An 18,143-nucleotide genomic window follows, 5' to 3' on the forward strand; every position below is an offset into this window, starting at 1 on the left:
CAGACGCCGTCGGCGCGGTGGAAACCCGGGAGGCGCGGTTGTGAAAGTATCCAGAATCAGGGCGGTGGCGTCATGCTCACTCACCCTGCTGATTGTCGGCACGGCGGCCAGTCCGGCTGTTGGCGCACCAGAACCTGGCAGCGGTGCGGCACCGACGACAGCGACGGATTCCGGTGCCGCACCGGCATCACGACCCCAGACGGACACGGTTGACCCCGACCGTCGGGACGACCTGCTGGGAAAGGGCTGGCGATCCTCGAAGGACGTCGCCTGGACCACCTTCGGCGACGCCGAGGGCTTCCACGTGCTCGCCGCCGACGCCAGCGCCGGTTACACCTGGCGGACCGTGACCAGCCTGGCCGAGCCCGGCTTCGACGCTGACCAGTGGATCGGCAACGCCTGCCTCACCGGCTCCGGCCGGCGGCTGGTGGTGGTCTACGCGCCGCGTACCTTCACCAACGACGCTGACCTGTTCGACCGGGGCGGGTTCACGGCAGTGGTCGACCTGGGCACCGGCGCGGTGCGCAAGCTGCCGGTGCAGAGCTCGCTTGCCTACTTCAACCCGGGCTGCGGCGTCGGCGAGACCGCCGTGGTGACGCAGTTCGGCGGCAAGCTGGTGGACGACCCGTCGGCGACCCGGGTGGAGAGCCGGATCCGAACTGTGGACGCGGCGGCCGGTACGGTGTCGGCGCCGGTGAAACTGGCCACCGAGGTCACCTCGGCGGTGCCGGTCGGCGACGCGATCATCGCCGCAGCGAACGGCGCGCTTGTCGATGTCGCTCGTGACGGCACCACACGGCGGATCGCCGAAGCGTCCGGGGTGCCATTCCGGCTGGTCCCGGATGGAACTGACGGACTGGTGTTCCTCGATCTGGCACAGCAGCGGGTACGCGTCAAGCGGACCACGCCGGGCGCCGGTGCCGGCGTGCGCACCCTGGCCGAAGGTGCGGAGGGCGAGCTGAGCGTCGCCCGGGGCGCTGCCGGTCGGGTCTTCCTCACCGGCCAACCTGCCCAGGTCAGCACGCTGCCGGCGGGTATCCGCGCGGTCGAGGCCCCGGAGCACAGCGAGATCTCCACTCTGGGGCAGCTCGCGCTGACTCGGGTCGCCGGGCCCGGCAGTGGCGATCCACGTGCGGCGACCCGGACGCCCGGGGTGCCCGAGCACGTCCAGATCAACGCCAAGACCCTTGGCAGCGGCGGTGACCTCGCCTTCGAGGTGCATCCGGCGGCGACCGGAACGGCTGCTTCGAGCGGCCGGGCCATCCATCCGAAACTCGGTACGTCGTCCGGGAAGGAGTCCCGGTCCGGTGCCCAGGCGGCCACCGCTGGTTCGCCGACCGACCCGGTGGAGAGCGAGCGGTACTGCTCGGTGCCCCGCAACGACCCCCGCAATCAGGTGCTGCAGCCCAAGCCTCGACAGGTCGAGTGGGCGGTCAACCAGGCCATCACCAACTCCCTGCACGTGACCCGTGAGGCGAACTGGAAGAACCTGGGCATGCCGGCATACACCCCGCAGGGTCTGTTCCCGCGCCGGGATCTGCTCGGTGGCGGTCGGGTGCCGGCCCAGATCATGCTCGGCATCATCGCGCAGGAGTCGAACATGTGGCAGGCCTCGCGGTACGCGCTGCCGGGTGTCACCGGCAACCCGCTGATCGGAAACTTCTACGGCCGCAACGTCTACAACGAGACCCCCGACGACGACTGGGACATCGTCTGGGAGGAATCCGACTGTGGCTACGGCGTGGCCCAGGTGACCGACCGGATGCGGCTGGCCGGGCGGGAGAAGCCGGGCGAGACGGCGCTGCCCTACCAGACCCAGCGGGCTGTGGCGCTTGACTTCGCCACAAACGTGGCGGCCGGGCTGCAGATTCTCCAGGACAAGTGGAACCAGACCCGATCGGTCGGAATGATCGTCAACAACGGCAACCCGGCGTACATGGAGAACTGGTTCTTTGCCGTCTGGGCGTACAACTCAGGCTTCTACCACGACAAGGGTGACGGGTCACCGTGGGGTGTGGGCTGGCTGAACAACCCGATCAACCCACGGTACGACCCGGTGCGCAAGCCGTTCCTGGAGGAGACCTACGCCGACGCGCGGACGCCGCAGAAGTGGCCCTATCCGGAGAAGATCATGGGCTGGGCGGGGCACCCGGTGGAGATCAGCGAGTCACCGACGACCCTGGTCGCCGGCTACCGGGCCGCATGGTGGTCCACAGTGGCCTCGCGAGCTGCGGTGAAGCCGCCGAGGGCGCAGTTCTGCGACGCCACGAACCACTGCGACCCGACGGGCCGTTACCAGCCGAACGACCCGGATGTCATCGGCGAGCCGACCGGGCCATGCGCGCACCGCAACGCGGCCGGCTACTACGACCTGCGGTGCTGGTACAACAAGCCGGTGGCCTGGAAGGGCGGGCCAGGGCTGGCCTGCGACTGCGGCAACGAGGTGTTGCGCTTCGATCCCGGGTACGCCTATCAGGAGGACGGTACGAGCTTCCCGCCCCGGTGCGACCTGTCCGGGCTTCCCTCCGGCTCCCGGATCATCGACAACTTGCCGGACGGAGTACCTACGGTCCGCTCCGGTTGTGGGCGACCCTGGTCGAACGCGGGCAGTTTCGGACTCCGGTTCGGCAGCAACTACTTCGGGGAATATCCGTCCAAGGTGGACTTCCATCAGCTCGGTGGCGGGTTCGGTGGGCACTTCTACATGGGTTACACCCGCAAGGCGGGCAACCTGAACGACCAGATGAAGATCACCGGTACCTGGACGATCAATCCCACGAACGCGTGGACCCGGGTCCTGGTGCACATTCCGGACCACGCCGCCTACACGCGCCAGGCTGACTACAAGGTTTATCTTCCCGGACAGACCACCTCGACCCGGCACCGTTCGGTGCCTACACGGTGGCAGGAACACAAGTGGCTGGACCTGGGGGTGTTCGACTTCCGAGGCAGCGGCTCTCCGAAGGTCGAGCTCTCCACGATCGCCCAGGACGGCAACGGTACTCATAAGATCGTCTGGGACGCGATCGCGGTGCAGCCACTGTCGGCCAAGCCCCGACACTTCGTAGTCGGTATGGGCGACTCGTTCTCCTCGGGGGAGGGTGCCGGAGATTACACCCGGGTCTCCGACCAATATGGCGACGAGCCTGGCTTCAAGAATTCCTGCCGACGCAACGCCCACGGCTGGGCGCGGCAGGTCGTCCTGGCCGGCGCGCCGGGCGGACGGTCGTTGGGCAGTCTCTCCGACGGACTGGATGCCAACGTGGACTTCCACCACATCGCCTGCGCCGGAGCGCAGACCCACCACGTGATGGCGACCAGAACGGCGAGCGGGCAACCGGCACCGGCGAACGCCATGGGTCAGGTCCCCCGAGACACCAGCAACGGCGAGCTCACCCAGATCGACCAGGGCTTCCTGGACGAGAACACCACCCTGGTGATGCTCACCATCGGGGGTAATGACGCGGGCTGGACCGACGTGTTCAAGGAATGTGCGGTGAAGAACTGCATGGAGCCGGGCTTCACGCTGCCCGGCGACAGTCAGCCGATGACGGTGGCGGTGCCGGCCAGGTTCCGCGACAAGATCAAGCTGGACGTTCGTCGGGTGATCAACGAGATCCGGGAACGGGCACCGAACGCGTGGATTGTGCTCGCCGGCTACCCGCAGATCTTCAAGTCGGGCACCACGTATGACCTGAACCCGCTGCCGGGGGTGGCGATCGGAATCACCGCCGAGGAGGTCGACTGGCTCAACGACATGGCTCGGGTCGCCACCACCGAACTGCTCTACACAGACCTGGCCAACAAGATCAACGGTGTTGACGTGCGAGCCGACTTCGCCGGACACGAACTCGGCACGGCCGACGCCACCGAGAACTGGCTCAACGGCTACATACTGGGTGACTGGTTCCGCCCCGACGACGATGACGGGGAGCCGAACGACTCGTACTTCGGTGCTGGTTCCTTCCACCCCAATGTCAACGGATTCCGGGCTTATGGTGGGGCGGTCTCCGATCGTCTCAGCGCACTCGGCTACCGCTGGAGCTGACCGGCGCCTGTAGCGCCAACCGGCGTCCCCGCCCACGTGCGGGGACGCCGGCCGGCCGGAAGGAGCGTGACGTGGTCGAGTCGCCGTCGGGACCATCCGAGTCGCCGCGTGCGTCGACGCACGGTCCGCAACGTGCCGACAACAGACTGCCTGCCTCCTCGTTCTGGCGGGTCACGATCGCAGCGCTGCTCGGCGCCTTGGTCGGCACCGTGATCGGGGTGACCTGGCGGGCACTCACCGAGTCCGATCGACCGTCCGAGGACATCATCGCTCTGACCTTCCTCGCCTGGCTGGTCGGTCTTCCGGTGCTGTTGGTGGTGAGCTGGGTGGTACTGGCGCTCACCGGTCCGGCCTGGGTGGCGCCAACGGTGACGATCGCGGGGCTGGCTGCCGGAGCCTACGTCGAGGGCCTCTACCAGAAGGCCACCGGCTCGTCGGACGCGACACCGGTCGCGATCTGCGCCTTGGCCTGGGGAGCCTGCTATACGGCCGTTGCGTTGGCCTGTCTTCCCGGGCTGTCCCGAGCGGTCCGCATCGCACTTGCCGCCCTGCTCATCACCCCGGCGATCCTGTTCCTCGTGCTCTGAGCTTCCGTACCGGAGCGCAACCGGCAGCCGCCGGATCGTCAGATGCGGCATGTCGGGGTTTCCGGCGCCAGGGATACCGCGACATGCCGCAGACCGCGAGCGCCGGACGTCGGTTGCCGAGCGCCGGCTGCCGGTGCCCAGGTGGCGGAGGTGCCCACACAGCGGCGGCAGCGCCTCGGGGATTCGCTGTGGTTTCGGCTTCAACGCGGTCGCAGGATGCGGCAGGATGCACGGTCATGAGCACGAAGTCGACGCCAGGCATCGATGAATCGGATGCCCCCGATCACCCGTCCCGCTCCGACGGCTTCGTCCGGGGGCTCTCCGGACTGATCGGTGGTCCACTCGGTGACCACGCGGTCGCCCGGGACCGGCCGGTCGGCGCGGAGCGTCGGCTCTGGACGGCGGTGCGGATCGTCCTGGCGCTGACCTGCCTCACACTGGCCCTGCACTGGGTGCAGAAGTCGCCCTGCCAGGACGGCGCGTGGGTCAACAACGAGCAGTACACGCGCTTCTGCTACACCGACGTCCTGGCGCTCTACTACGCCGAGCGGCTCAACGAGGGAGCGGTGCCCTACCGGGACCATCCGGTGGAGTATCCGGTGCTTACCGGGTACTTCATGGGGGCGCTCGGGTTGCCGGTCCACTCGGCCGGCGTTGATAACCCCGACATGAACCAGGGCCAGTGGTTCTACAACCTCAACGCGATCGTGCTCGGGGCGCTGGCGGTGGTCACCGTGGCGGTGATCCTGGCGCTGCGCCGTCGGCGTCCCTGGGACGCAGCGCTCTTCGCGCTCGCGCCCGCGCTGCTGCTCACCGCCACCGTCAACTGGGACTTCCTCGCCATCGGGCTCGCCGCGCTCGGCCTGCTGGCCTGGGCACGCTCCGGACCAGGCCCGAAGGGGACACTGCTTGTCGCGCTCTCCGGGGTGCTGCTGGGGCTCGGTGGCGCGGCGAAGATGTGGCCGCTGTTCATCCTCGGGCCGATCCTGGTGCTCGCGTTACGCGCCAACCGGACCCGGGCCGCGCTGCTGTCCATCCTCACGGCAGCGGTGACCGTGGTGCTGGTGAACCTGCCGGTGGCGATCCCGTACCGGGACAACTGGAACCGGTTCTTCGAGCTGAACACCACACGTCCCATCGACTGGGGCACCTTCTGGTACATCGGTCGCTACCTGGACGGAAAGTTCGGTGACCCCGCGAGCATCGGGCCCTTCCAGTGGCTGGACGCCAACATTCCCACGCTGAACCACCTGTCGTACGCGCTGTTCGGGCTGGCCTGCCTCGGCATCGGCGCGCTGGCGTTGCTGGCACCGCGACGTCCCCGGCTGGCCCAGCTCGCCTTCCTGGTGGTCGCCGCCTTCCTGATCTTCAGCAAGGTCTGGTCGCAGCAGTTCGTACTCTGGCTGCTGCCGCTGGTGGTGCTCGCCCGGCCCAGGTGGGGGGCGTTCCTCGTCTGGCAGGCCGCCGAGGTCTGCTACTTCATCGCCTTCTACGGCCAGCTGCTCGGCGCGTCGACAGGCACGCCGGTCTTCCCGGAGGGCGTCTTCGTGCTGGCCGCGAGCCTGCGGCTGGCCGCCGTGGTGGCCCTTGTCGTCCTGGTCGTCCGCGAGATCCTGAACCCGGAGCAGGACGCGGTACGGCGCACCTACGCCGACGACCCGGACGGCGGCCTGCTCGACGGCGTTCCCGACGCTCCCTGGCTGGACCGATGGCGAAGCCGCCGCTCGACAGTCGAGCAGACCCCGACGCCCGCCGCCACGACCACGTGACCATGACCGGCACGCTCAGAGGCGGAAGACGACGACGTCGTCGATCTCCTCACGGGTGATGCCCAGCCCGTCGACAGGTGCGTCGACGCTCACCTCCCACGGGGTGCCGGCGATCTTGTTGCGCAGCACCAGGACGTTGCGCACGCCGAGGGTGCGCAGGTAGTCGACGCTTGTCTGGTCGGGGAAGGTCATGGCCACCCGGCGTGCGTCGTCGAGCTGACGCGGGGTGAAACCGCTGCCACCGTTGACGATGTCCTGGAACCGCGTGGTCGACCAGAGCATCACCGGTTGGTCATGGTTCTGCCCGCTGGGCAGGACGAGCAGTGGGCCGTCGACCGAACGCATCGCCGCCGGCTGTGCCGGCACCACCGGATGGGGTGTGGTGTTTGTGCCCTCGGCGATGACCAGCATCAGCGGCACCAGGGTCGCCAGGCGCAGCCAGGGGCTCGGCCAGGACGGGATCCGTTCGGCGGAGATCTCCCGGACCCGTTCGGCGAACGCGCTGACCGCCCCCGCCGCGAGCAGCCCGAGCAGCAGCGTGGCCCACAGCATCAGCCGGCCCGGCGTCCGGATGCCGCTCCAGCCGGGCAGATGGTCGAAGAGCGGTACGTAGGTGAAGCGACCGCCGAAGAGTTCGGTGCCCATCGACAGGGCCATCGCGACAAGCACCCCGGCGAGCAACAGGAGCCGTTGACGGACCTTCCAGACGGAGAAGAACAGCCCGCCGAGGGCCAGCGCGTACAGCACGAAGCCGGGCAGCAGCGTCATCTCCGGATGCCACGACAGCAGTGACCGGGCACCTTCGTGCAGCCCGCCCCAGAGGCGGGACTCGGCCGGGGCGGTGACGAAACTGGTCGCGGGCGGCGAAAAGACGGCGATGTCGCCGATCGTCCGTTCCGCGTTCGGGTGCAGCTGCGTGACGGTGAAGTACGGGATGGCCATCAGGACACCCACCCCGGCGAAGATCAGCCCGCCGATCAGGTCGGCGACGAACAACCGCTGGCCGAAGGGGCGCTTGACCCGCCAGAAGATCCGTTTCGCGTACCAGATGGCGGCGGCCACCAGCACGATGCCGGCGAGCACGTACGCGAACGGCAGGCCGATACCGAAACCGAGGCTCAGCTGCCAGGCGGCCATCAGCCAGCCGGCGTACACCCAGCCCTCGTGCCGACGCTCGGGTCGGTAGCCGTGCCGGAGCGACCAGCCGTGCCCCCGGGCCAGCATGGCGAGCGCCAGCGGAATGCCGCCGTTGGAGACCACGTGCAGGTGACCGGCCTGGGAGAGCAGCCACGGCGCGTAGGTGTACGCGGCACCGACCACCGCGGAACCCGTCCGGCTCGCGCCGAGCTGCCGAGCCAGCACGTACGCGCCGAAGGTGGCGAGGGCGTGCGCCAGCACGAACATGATGTTGTAGCGAACGAGGGCGGCCTCGGGACCACTGCCGATCATGCCGGCCGGCGCGTACCCGAGCAGGGTGTCCGAGAAGGCGAAGCTCCACCGTTCGGGATAGAACGCGTTGGCATGCCACAGCTGGGCCGGCTCGCTCAGCAGGATGTGCCCGGACCAGGCCATCTGCCAGGCCTGAAGGCTCGGATCCCAGTAGTCCTGGGGCAGCGTGTGTGCCGGGTAGCGCAGCGTCGGCCAGGTCATCAGCACGGCCAGAGCCAGTGACGCGACGGCAGCCAGCGTCCACTCGTGGATCAGTAGCCGGCCGAACCTCCGACCCGCCCGCCCGTACCAGGTGGGGACCGGCTCGGGTGCGGGCCCGAAGGCGGACCACCGGTCCGGCTTGCTGCCGCCCTCCGCCGGGGCTCCGTCCGGCTTGCCGCTGCCGTCCTCGCCGGACCGGTCGCCGCTCGCCGGACCGGCGGATCTGTTCTCGTCGGCGGGTTTGCCCTTCTCCCCGCCCGTGTCCTTGCCGTCGGCCTTGCTCTCGGCCTCGGTCCCGTTGCGGGCCTTGGTCTTGTCGTCGGCCTTGGTCTTGTCGTCAGCCTTGGTCCCGTTGCCGGCCGTGCCCCTGCTGTCGGCCTTGGTCTTCTCCTCGGCCCTGCCGTTGTCGGCAGCTTCGCCGGCGGCAGTGACCTCGCCTGCGGCGGTCTGGTCGGTGATCGCTCTGCCGGCGGCCTTGTCGGTGTCTGCGGCGTCCTTACCCGCAGCCGTCCTGCCGTTCTCGCCCTCGGCGGCGGTCGCCGACGCGGTGGCCGGGTCAGTCGCTGAGTCTGCCCGCTTGCCTCGGTCATCGCCGGTGCGCTTCTCCGCCGGACGGACCGCGTCGGCCGGACCACTCGCGGTGGGCCTGCCTGGCTCGTCGAGGGCGCTCGCCCGTACCTCGTCGCCAGCGTCGCGTCGGCGCTCCGGGTCAGTGCCGTCGACCGCCGATCCGTCGGCGGCCCGACCGTCGCGCGAGGCCGGCCGGGGGCCGCCGGGGGCGGACTGGTCCGTGGTCATCGTGCCCCGGTCTCCCCGTCGAGCTGCCCGCGCAGGAAGGAGATGTCGTTGCCCTGCCCCTCGACGCCCCCGGGCGTCTCGACGATGACCGGTGCCCCCGCTGCGCGGATCACCGCCACCACCAGGTCCGGGTCGATGGTCCCGCCCGACAGGTTGTCGTGACGATCACGCCCCGACCCGAACCCGTCCTTTGAGTTGTTGGCGTGCACCAGGTCAATCCGCCCGGTGATCGCCTTGACCCGATCGACCAGGCCGAGCAGCTCCTCCCCGCCGGCATGGGCGTGGCAGGTGTCCAGGCAGAAACCGACCTCGTGGTCACCGACGGCGTCCCAGAGCCGGGCGAGCGCATCCAGCCGCCGGGCACAGGCGTTCTCGCCACCGGCGGTGTTCTCGATCAGCACCGGAAGCCCGAAGCCGCCTGACTCGGCCGCGTACGACAGCGCCTTGCGCCAGTTGTCGAACCCGGTCGCGGGGTCGTCGCCGGCGTTGACGTGCCCGCCGTGCACCACCAGGCCCTTCGCGCCGATCGCGGTGGCTGCTTTCGCGTGCGCCAGCAGCAGCTTGCGGCTGGGGATCCGGATGCGGTTGTTGCCGGTGGCGACATTTATGACGTACGGCGCGTGCACGTAGACGTCGACGTCGGCGCTGCTCAGCGCTTCCGCGTCGGGACGGGGTTGCGGCGTCTTCCAGCCCTGAGGGTCGGAGAGGAAGAACTGCACGGCGTCTGCCGCTCGGGCGGTCGCCTCCGCCAGCGGGTCGGTCGGATCGACGTGGGCTCCGATACGCATGCAGGCGAGCCTACGTCCCGACTCCGACGGCCGGGGCGACGCCCGCTACCCGGCCGCGTCACCGGCGCCGACGGCAGTCGTTGATTCCGGTGGATCCTCCGGTCAAGTGACCTGGCCGGAGTCCATCGAGAAAATTGTCGGTAATTCCGGGATTTGCCCCATGAAGCACCAGCTTCCGCGATAACGTCAGGTAACAACGTGATAAAGCTCCGCGGGGCGTCTCCGGTCCAACCTCATCGGTGTGGTCGTTCCTCCCCAGGTCCCACCCAAGGAATGCGGACCAGGCGCCCCGCGGCCCCGTGGCCGGGGGTCCGTGCCGACAGCGACGTCGGCCGGACCCCCGGTTCGCTGTGCCCGTCACCTCGGTGATGGTGATCGTCTGGGCCGGGTATCCTGGTCCGGTTGTCCGTCCCCGGCCGGGTCCCCCCGGTACCGGAACGGGCCACGACGCACGACCTCCTGCCACGGAAGGACCGTGGCCGCTTAGCCCACAGGAGGTGAGCACGTCTTGCGTCATTACGAGATCATGGTGATCCTCGACTCCAGCCTCGAGGAGCGCACCGTCGCCCCGTCGCTCGACACGTACCTGAACGTGATCAGGACTGCGGGTGGCTCGGTGGAGAAGACCGATGTGTGGGGCCGCCGACGCCTCGCCTACGAGATCAACAAGAAGGCCGAGGGCATCTACGCCGTCATCGACCTCCAGGCGACGCCGGAGGCGGTGGCCGAGCTGGACCGCCAGCTGCGGCTCAACGAGTCCGTGCTGCGTACGAAGGTCATCCGGCCGGAGATGCGCTAGCAAACCCACCCCGGCCCCACCCGGATCAGCCTCACCGTCGCTGTCAGAGGGTTCTGCGAACCTGTACGGCGGAACGGATGAGCGCGCGAGGAGTTGGTCATGGCAGGAGACACCACCATCACGGTCATCGGCAACCTGACCGATGACCCCGAGTTGCGGTTCACCCCCTCCGGTGCCGCGGTCGCCAAGTTCCGGGTCGCTTCGACGCCCCGGTTCATGGACAAGGCATCCGGTGAGTGGAAGGACGGCGAGCCGCTCTTCCTCTCGTGCACCGTCTGGCGGCAGGCCGCGGAGCACGTGGCGGAGTCGCTTCAGCGCGGCGCCCGCGTGATCGTCTCGGGTCGACTGCGTCAGCGGTCGTACGAGACCCGCGAGGGTGAGAAGCGCACCGTCATCGAGCTGGAGGTCGACGAGATCGGCCCGTCACTGCGCTACGCCACGGCGAAGGTGCAGAAGATGTCCCGGTCCGGCGGCGGTGGCGGCGGCTTCGGTAGTGGTGGCGGTGGTGGCCAGGGCGGCGGAGGCAACTTCGACGACCCCTGGGCTTCGGCTGCACCGGCCCCCTCCCGTTCGGGTGGCGGCAACTTCGACGAGGAGCCTCCGTTCTAATGGCGCCGAGCGCCCGTGATCGTAAACCAGGAGCAAGAGCAATGGCGAAGGCTGCGGCACTGCGCAAGCCGAAGAAGAAGGTGAACCCGCTCGACAAGGACGGGATCACCTACATCGATTACAAGGACACCGCGCTGCTGCGCAAGTTCATCTCCGACCGCGGCAAGATCCGCGCTCGGCGGGTGACCGGCGTCACCTCGCAGCAGCAGCGGCAGATCGCCCGTGCGGTCAAGAACGCCCGTGAAATGGCGCTCCTGCCGTACACCGCGACGGCCCGCTGAGAGAGGCACCGACATGAAGATCATCCTGACTCAGGAGGTGTCCGGGCTCGGTGCCCCGGGCGACATCGTGGAGGTCAAGAACGGCTACGGCCGTAACTACCTGCTCCCGCAGGGCTTCGCGATCGCCTGGACCAAGGGCGCGGAGAAGCAGGTCACCCTCATCAAGCGGGCCCGTTCGGCCCGCGAGATCCGCGACCTGGATCACGCCAACGAGGTGAAGGCACAGCTTGAGGCCCTCAAGGTGAACCTGAAGGCCCGTGCCGGTGAAGGCGGTCGGCTCTTCGGCTCGGTCACCCCGGCCGAGATCGTCGACGCCGTCAAGGCGGCCGGTGGTCCGGCTCTCGACCGGCGGCGGCTTGAGGTCACCGGTCACATCAAGTCGATCGGGTCGCACCCCGTGCGGATCAAGCTGCACCCCGAGGTGACCGCCTCGTTCAACCTCAACGTCGTGCAGGGCTGAGCCCTCGCCGACGAACGACACAGGGCCCGCACCGTCCACGGTGCGGGCCCTGTTCGCTGTTGAGTTTCCCGGTCAACCGATCGGCTGGCCGGTCACCGCGCTGATCATCACCGTCGAGAGGCCGCCCCCCACCACTGCGGCGGCGAGCGCCACAGTGGTCGGACGCCAGGTCGTACCCACCCGGCGCAGCAGCGTCGCGATCGCCAGGCTGCTGGCCAGGGCCAGGCCGAAGCGCGGCATCCCGCCCACCATCGCCCCGAACGCACGCGCCCGGGGTGACTCACAGCCACCACCACTGATGTCGGTCACACACCCCACAGGTGGCGTCCCGTCGAGGGTCAGCAGCCACACGAACACCACCACCGCCGGTAGGACGTAACAGGCCGCGGTGTAGAGCAGGGGCAGCCAGGGTCCACCCGGATCGGGGTCGAGCAGGTCGTCTTCCAGCCGACGGTTCCAACTGGCCCCGCCCACCGACTCGATGCGCCGTCGTACCGCCGCGATACCTACCGGCCGGGCCTGCGGCACCGCTGCGGCACGACGTCGTGGCGTCGGTCGGGGACGCGGCGCCGTGTAACCCACCACCGGCGACCGGGGCGCCGACGCGGGCGCAGCCACCCAACGCGGATCGTCACCGGCCAACCGGGTGCCCGGCCAGAAGGTCTCCTGCGGTGGTTCCGGCTCGGGTGGGGCATTCCACGACCACTGCTGTGCAGGGGGTGCGCCACCCGACCGGGGCTGCTCCGTACGATCCCAGCGATCCGGCTCGGAGTAGTCGTCCCACCTGTTGCGGTCCCGCTGCCGCTCCCGCCGATCCACCTCGGGACCGCGGTCCCACTGGCCCGTGCTGTCCGGCTCCAGCCACTGGTCCGTCACGGGTGACTGAAGCCACTGACTCGTACTGTCAGCGTCCCAGGGGTCGGCCGGGCCGGACTCGGCACGACGATCCAGACCGGCGGGCTGCTGCCAGGCGTGCAGACCGGAAGCGTCCCACGGGTCCACCGCGGGTCGTCGCGGCTCCGGCTCTGCCACCCGCTCCCACGGTTCCGCCGCCCGCTCCCACGGATCCATGGCCGGACCGGGTGCCGGCTCTACCGCCCGCCGCCGCCGACGAGGGGTCGGGTCGACGGCCGGCTCCGATTCGGGCGTCTGCTGCTCGTCCTCCTCCAGGCCGGACCAGGTCACCTCGCGTCGGCGAGACTGCGCCCGGCGAGGTCGGCTCTGCGGCGCGACACCCGAAACGGGATCGTCCTCCTCAGCCCGGCGGCTGCCGACGTACCCCTCCTCCTGTGGACGGTCGAAGGTCCACTCGCGGGTGTGGTCGGACTGCGGCGCCACTGCTGGTGACGATCCGATGGCGCGCGGCGATGTGCCACGCCAGTCGGCCTCATCGGATCGCCGGCTGCTCCGGGAAGCCCTGGACGAACGCCGGCCGCCGTCGCCGTAGCGCGGACGGTCGTCATCGTCGTCCTCGTCGTCCGGTGCGGCGTGCCGACCGCCACCATCGACGCTGCTGACCCCCGACTCCAGCGCCCAGCGCGGCAGATAGGGCTCGGCGGGCTCATCCTGGCCACGCTCGATCGCCCGTCGACGGCTCGGGGTGCGGTAACGCTCGACCGCCGAGTCGTAACGCTCGGCCCGTGAATCCTCGACGGGCTCGGCCCACGAAGCGGTCGGTCGCCGCTCGCGCGGACCGTCCTCCCCGCGTGCCCAGTCCCGGTAACTCACGGCCGGAGCGTGACCCTTCTCAACCGAAAGTGCAATCCGCTGTCCAGGTGTAGCCGTAGGCCACCGATCTTACGGGAGGTTCAGGACAAAGCCCTACCCGGAAATTCCCTCCACAGGCTGGGGAAACTGTTCGTGCAGGTCAGAGGCTTGCGGCCGAGAATTCCCCATCCGTTATCCACACCCTGTGCACACGCTGCGCACATGCTTGTCCACCTGCGTCCACAGGTTGTCCCGAGGCTCGTCCACCGGCACGGTTGAGCGGCTGACCTCGGAGTCCGTATGGTTGCCACCGACCTGCCGACCCGATGGCCCCCGATCGAAACGGCCGGTCGACGTTGTCGCACCCGGGCGGTAAGCCTGGAACCGATCCGACGCAGTGGAGGGGGGCCCGGTGTCGGTCACCGACGACAGGCGGACGGAGTCGTTCCCGGGCGGCGGGCAACAGCCCGGCGATGCACCACGCGACGGCCAGTTCGACAAGACGCCACCGCAGGATGTGGCTGCGGAGCAGTGCGTCCTGGGCGGCATGCTGCTCTCCAAGGACGCCATCGCCGACGTCGTCGAGATCCTCAAGACAAACGACTTCTACCGGCCGATACACGCCACCATCTTCGACACCATCCTGGAGATCTACGGCAGGGGCGAGCCGGCCGACGCCATCACCGTCGGGGCGGCACTTGCCGACTCCGGCGATCTGGCCCGCGTGGGTGGCGCTCCGTACCTGCACACGCTGATCGCGAGTGTGCCGACCGCCGCGAACGCCGCCTACTACGCCCGCATCGTCAGCGAACGCGCCGTGCTCCGCCGTCTGGTCGAGGCCGGCACCCGGATCGTCCAACTCGGCTACGGCACGGCGAGCGGCGGCAGCCGGGACGTGGACGACGTCGTCGACCTGGCCCAGCAGGCCGTCTACGACGTGACCGAGCGCCGGGTCAGCGAGGACTTCGCCATCCTGGCCGACATGCTGCAACCGACGCTCGACGAGATCGAGGCGGTCGGCGCGCAGGGTGGCGTGATGACCGGCGTGCCGACCGGTTTCACCGACCTGGATCGCCTGCTCAACGGGCTGCATGCCGGTCAGTTGATCATTGTGGCGGGACGACCTGGCCTCGGAAAGGCGCTCGCGCTCGACACGCCCCTGCCAACTCCGGCCGGCTGGACGACGATGGGTGAGGTGCAGGTAGGCGATCAGCTGATCGGCGCGGACGGCCGCCCTACCACCGTCACGCACGCCTACGAGGTGCGCCACGACCGCCCCTGCTACGAGGTCGAGTTCTCCGACGGTTCAGTTATCGTCGCCGATGCCGAGCACCTGTGGACGACGACCACCCGGGCCTCACGCCGCCAACAGAATGAGCGCCGGCCGCGCTACCAGTGGGATGCCTCGGCACGCGCCAAGGCGGCAGCCGTACACCGGACCGTCACCGCAATTCCCGACCGGCTTGTCACCTACCGGGAAGCCGTGGAGATCGCCGGGTCCCAGTTCCGGAACGTCCTGCACGTTGTGGCGGCCAAGGTCGGCATCGCAGGCACTGTCGAACGTCAGTACTCCCGGAACGGTAAGCCCTGGCGTCGGACGGTCGACGCCTACAGCGCCCATGCCCTGTTCGACGCACACCTGAGCCGGGTGAGTCGGGTGATGAACAGCAGTACGACCGTGGCACACCCTCGGGCCGTCACTACCGAACACATCGCCGCGACACTGCGGCATCCGGCTGACGGGCGCGCAAACCACGCGGTGACCAATGCTCGACCGCTGTCCCTTCCCGCCCGCGAGGACCTGCCGATCCCCCCGTACACGCTTGGCGTGTGGCTGGGCGACGGGCACTCGGCAGGTGCCCGGTTCACGTCGGCGGATCCGGAGATCGCACAGTACGTCGCAGCCGATGGCTTCATCGTCGCCCCGGGAAGCGGGACTTACTCCTACAGCATCAAGCTGCCGCCGCGGGCACCACTCGGCGATCGTCACTGCATCGTCTGCGGCGTCATCTTCACTCCCCGCGCGTCTTCGGTAAGAACCTGCGGAAGGACGTGTGGCGCCAGGTCGAGAGGCATGGTCGAGACCGCCGACCGCGAGGGTTGCGAGACCTGCGGCACGACGACGAAGTCCAGCTGGAACGGTGCCCGCCACTGCGCGTCGTGTCGCCGGTTGCGTGGCTCGTTCACCGGGCTGCTTCGAGCCGCCGGTGTCCTTGACGACAAGCACATTCCGCAGCCCTACCTCCGAGCGTCGGAGGAGCAGCGACGGGAGCTGCTGGCCGGACTGCTCGACACCGACGGTACCGCCGCGCCAGCCGGACACATCCAATACACCACCACCTCGGAGCGGATGGCCGAGGATATGTACGAACTCGTCGTCAGCCTGGGCTACCGATGCTCGATCAACCGAAAGCGAGTCAACGGCCGCACTCCCGAAAGCTCGACGGCTTTCACACTGAACTTCTCCACCTCGGACGAGGTGTTCCGGTTGACCAGGAAGCGGGAGTCGCACGCCACACGCCGGCACGCGGTCGGCCGCGCGGGTACCCGATCCCGCTACATCGTGGATGTGCGACCGGTGCCGAGTGTCCCCGTGCGGTGCGTCACGGTCGACAACGAGGACCACCTGTACCTGGCCGGGCGGTCGATGATTCCCACGCACAACAGCACAGCAAGCATGGACTTCGCGCGTAACGCTGCGATTCGTGCCAACCAGGCGGCGGCGATCTTCTCGCTGGAAATGAGCAAGGTCGAGATCGTCATGCGGCTGCTCTCGGCCGAGGCTCGAGTGCCACTGCACGTGCTGCGGAGCGGGCAACTGTCCGATGACGACTGGACGAAGCTGGCCCGATGCATGGGTGAGATCAGCGAGGCGCCGCTGTTCGTCGACGACACGCCCAGCATGAACCTGATGGAGATCCGGGCGAAGGCCCGTCGGCTCAAGCAGCGGCATGACCTCAAGTTGATCGTGGTCGACTATCTCCAGCTGATGACCTCGCCGAAGCGCACCGAGAGCCGGCAGCAGGAGGTCGCGGACCTGTCGCGTGGCCTGAAGCTGTTGGCCAAGGAGGTCGAGTGTCCGGTCATCGCGGTGAGCCAGTTGAACCGTGGCCCGGAGCAGCGCACCGACAAGCGTCCACAATTGTCTGATCTGCGTGAGTCTGGGTCTATTGAACAAGATGCGGACGTTGTCATACTTCTGCATCGCGACGACTACTACGACAAGGAGTCACCCCGCGCCGGGGAGGCGGATTTCATAATCGCTAAACACAGAAATGGCCCGACTGACACTGTGACGGTCGCCGCCCAGCTGCACCTGTCGCGCTTCGTCGACATGGCGATCGTCTGACGGGCTTAGCCCAGCACCGGGAAGCGGTCGGCGAGCGCGCCGAGTTCGCGTCGCTCCGGGTCGGTCAACGATAGCCGCCCGGTCGCCTTGAGCAGGTAGTCGTGGTCGCTCCAGCCGGACGGCCGGGCAACGGCACCGTCGAGCAGAGCGTCCACGGTGGTCGTCGCGACCCGGGTCGCGGCAGGTCCGGGCATGGGCGCGTCAGATAGATCCAGCACCAGGTCGAGGTGGTGGACCACTGCTTCGGTGGTGAGCGTGTCCAGCAGATCGGCCACCCGCAGCACGTGCCCCTGGGTGGTGACGAGACCGTTCGGATCTGCGCTGCCGGCGGCGCGTACGGCGGCGGGTGCAGTGTCGGCCCAGAGCCGGACCACACCGGACGGGCGGTCGAAGTCGGCCGCCGAGCGTCGCGCCCACCAGGCGTGCCGGGCGCTTTCGTCGTCGCCGGGGAACGAGTGCCAGTAGCTGACGGAGTCCACTGTCGCCGGTGGGGCGGCGGGGCTGGCCAGCGCGACGAGCGCTCGCTGCGCATCGCAGAGCACGTGGAAGAGCAGGTCCGCGACGAGCCATCCCCGACATCGGGTGGGTCGCTGAAGATCACTGTCGTCCAGGTCTGCCACCACGGTGCTGATGCCGTCGTACGCGTTGGCCAGTGCGATGTGCGAAGCTCGCGACCCCATGCCGGCAGCGTCCCACAGCCGGCGACAGCCGGCGCGTTCAGCGACCTGTCGGGCGGTGCCGGGCACGGCCGGACCTGGTCTCAGTCGGGCAGCGACGGGCTCAGGCGGTTGGGCTGGCGGACGCAGTAACGGGTGACCGGGCTGGCCGGGCTGTGACTGGCTGTGGCGGCGGAAGACCGGTCCGGCCATTCGGCCGGACCGGTCTTCCGGGGCTCAACGGCTCAGCCGAACATGTCGTCGAGGAAGCTCTTGCGCTTCTTCCGGCGGTAGTGCCCGTGATAGCCGTAGTGCTGCTGGCTGTGGCCGTAGGCGGGCGCCGGGGCCGGGTAGCCGTGCGGCGGGGGCGGAGGCGGCGGCACGGCGCCGTAGCCCGGCTGGTGTGGCGCGGGCGGTGGGGGCGGGGGCTGGTAGCCGCCCGGCTGGGGGGCGTGCTGGGCCGGCTGCGGGGCGGCGGGGGTCTGCTGCGCGCTCCAGTTGGCCTCCGCCTCGAACAGCTTCTCCAACTCGCCGCGGTCGAGGAAGATCCCCCGGCACTCGCCACACTGGTCGATGACGACGCCACTGCGCTCGTACTGGCGCATTTCTCCGTGACACTTGGGACAGGTCAGGCTCATCACC

General features: G+C 69.0%; 13 protein-coding genes. 8 read left to right on the plus strand and 5 right to left on the minus strand.

Going from position 1 to position 18,143, the window contains the following annotated elements:
- The first annotated feature begins 64 nt into the window (after nt 1-64).
- From AB0I71_RS06690 to AB0I71_RS06700, 3 genes are all read left to right on the plus strand, one after another.
- Nucleotides 65-4,048: an SGNH/GDSL hydrolase family protein gene (locus AB0I71_RS06690; protein WP_357582240.1), complete on the plus strand. Its 3,984-nt coding sequence runs from the start codon at nt 65-67 to the stop codon at nt 4,046-4,048.
- 71 nt (nt 4,049-4,119) lie between these two features.
- Nucleotides 4,120-4,635: a hypothetical protein gene (locus tag AB0I71_RS06695; RefSeq protein WP_357582241.1), complete on the plus strand. Its 516-nt coding sequence runs from the start codon at nt 4,120-4,122 to the stop codon at nt 4,633-4,635.
- A 236-nt stretch (nt 4,636-4,871) separates the two neighbouring features.
- Nucleotides 4,872-6,404, plus strand: a complete 1,533-nt coding sequence (locus AB0I71_RS06700) for a glycosyltransferase 87 family protein (RefSeq protein WP_357582242.1) — start codon at nt 4,872-4,874, stop codon at nt 6,402-6,404.
- Nucleotides 6,405-6,419: 15 nt separating this feature from the next.
- Here the strand turns inward: AB0I71_RS06700 and AB0I71_RS06705 are convergent, their stop codons facing one another.
- Together AB0I71_RS06705 and AB0I71_RS06710 are read right to left on the minus strand one after the other, a co-directional pair.
- On the minus strand, nt 6,420-8,852 hold the full coding sequence (locus AB0I71_RS06705) for a hypothetical protein (protein ID WP_357582243.1): 2,433 nt from the start codon (nt 8,850-8,852) through the stop codon (nt 6,420-6,422).
- Nucleotides 8,849-9,640: a deoxyribonuclease IV gene (locus AB0I71_RS06710; protein WP_357582244.1), complete on the minus strand. Its 792-nt coding sequence runs from the start codon at nt 9,638-9,640 to the stop codon at nt 8,849-8,851. Before AB0I71_RS06710 ends, AB0I71_RS06705 begins: the two co-directional genes overlap by 4 nt.
- 508 nt (nt 9,641-10,148) lie before the next feature.
- Here AB0I71_RS06710 and rpsF point away from each other — a divergent pair.
- The 4 genes from rpsF (at nt 10,149) to rplI (ending at nt 11,789) form a co-directional block, all read left to right on the plus strand.
- Nucleotides 10,149-10,439, plus strand: coding sequence for a 30S ribosomal protein S6 (gene rpsF, locus AB0I71_RS06715; protein WP_265010155.1), 291 nt, complete (start codon nt 10,149-10,151; stop codon nt 10,437-10,439).
- A 99-nt stretch (nt 10,440-10,538) separates the two neighbouring features.
- Nucleotides 10,539-11,048 (plus strand): single-stranded DNA-binding protein, encoded by a 510-nt coding sequence (locus AB0I71_RS06720; RefSeq protein ID WP_093409371.1) that lies wholly within the window; start codon nt 10,539-10,541, stop codon nt 11,046-11,048.
- Between the two features lie 41 nt (nt 11,049-11,089).
- A complete protein-coding gene (gene rpsR / locus AB0I71_RS06725; RefSeq protein WP_007073789.1) occupies nt 11,090-11,329 on the plus strand; it encodes a 30S ribosomal protein S18 in 240 nt (79 codons plus the stop codon).
- A 13-nt stretch (nt 11,330-11,342) separates the two neighbouring features.
- Entirely contained in the window at nt 11,343-11,789 is a 447-nt protein-coding gene (gene rplI / locus AB0I71_RS06730) for a 50S ribosomal protein L9 (RefSeq protein WP_357582245.1), read from the plus strand.
- A 72-nt stretch (nt 11,790-11,861) separates the two neighbouring features.
- Here rplI and AB0I71_RS06735 read toward each other — a convergent pair whose 3' ends face one another.
- On the minus strand, nt 11,862-13,517 hold the full coding sequence (locus AB0I71_RS06735) for a hypothetical protein (protein ID WP_357582246.1): 1,656 nt from the start codon (nt 13,515-13,517) through the stop codon (nt 11,862-11,864).
- Nucleotides 13,518-13,908: 391 nt separating this feature from the next.
- Here AB0I71_RS06735 and dnaB point away from each other — a divergent pair, with 391 nt between their 5' ends.
- A complete protein-coding gene (dnaB, locus tag AB0I71_RS06740) occupies nt 13,909-16,845 on the plus strand; it encodes a replicative DNA helicase (RefSeq protein ID WP_357582247.1) in 2,937 nt (978 codons plus the stop codon).
- 5 nt (nt 16,846-16,850) lie between these two features.
- Here the strand turns inward: dnaB and AB0I71_RS06745 are convergent, their stop codons facing one another.
- Together AB0I71_RS06745 and AB0I71_RS06750 are read right to left on the minus strand one after the other, a co-directional pair.
- Nucleotides 16,851-17,525, minus strand: coding sequence for a maleylpyruvate isomerase N-terminal domain-containing protein (locus AB0I71_RS06745; RefSeq protein ID WP_357582248.1), 675 nt, complete (start codon nt 17,523-17,525; stop codon nt 16,851-16,853).
- Nucleotides 17,526-17,746: 221 nt separating this feature from the next.
- Nucleotides 17,747-18,142, minus strand: coding sequence for a zf-TFIIB domain-containing protein (locus tag AB0I71_RS06750; protein ID WP_357582249.1), 396 nt, complete (start codon nt 18,140-18,142; stop codon nt 17,747-17,749).
- Between the last annotated feature and the right edge of the window lies 1 nt (nt 18,143).

The sequence above is a fragment of the Micromonospora sp. NPDC049891 genome (assembly GCF_040660295.1).
In the GTDB taxonomy this organism is placed as follows: Bacteria; Actinomycetota; Actinomycetes; order Mycobacteriales; family Micromonosporaceae; genus Micromonospora.

Bases quoted from the DNA above. Each gene is read 5' to 3' on its own strand.
- rplI (WP_357582245.1), top strand. From the start codon at position 11,343: ATGAAGATCATCCTGACTCAGGAGGTGTCCGGGCTCGGTGCCCCGGGC.
- AB0I71_RS06720 (WP_093409371.1), top strand. From the start codon at position 10,539: ATGGCAGGAGACACCACCATCACGGTCATCGGCAACCTGACCGATGAC.
- AB0I71_RS06710 (WP_357582244.1), bottom strand. From the start codon at position 9,640: ATGCGTATCGGAGCCCACGTCGATCCGACCGACCCGCTGGCGGAGGCG.
- AB0I71_RS06700 (WP_357582242.1), top strand. From the start codon at position 4,872: ATGAGCACGAAGTCGACGCCAGGCATCGATGAATCGGATGCCCCCGAT.
- AB0I71_RS06745 (WP_357582248.1), bottom strand. From the start codon at position 17,525: ATGGGGTCGCGAGCTTCGCACATCGCACTGGCCAACGCGTACGACGGC.
- rpsR (WP_007073789.1), top strand. From the start codon at position 11,090: ATGGCGAAGGCTGCGGCACTGCGCAAGCCGAAGAAGAAGGTGAACCCG.
- AB0I71_RS06705 (WP_357582243.1), bottom strand. From the start codon at position 8,852: ATGACCACGGACCAGTCCGCCCCCGGCGGCCCCCGGCCGGCCTCGCGC.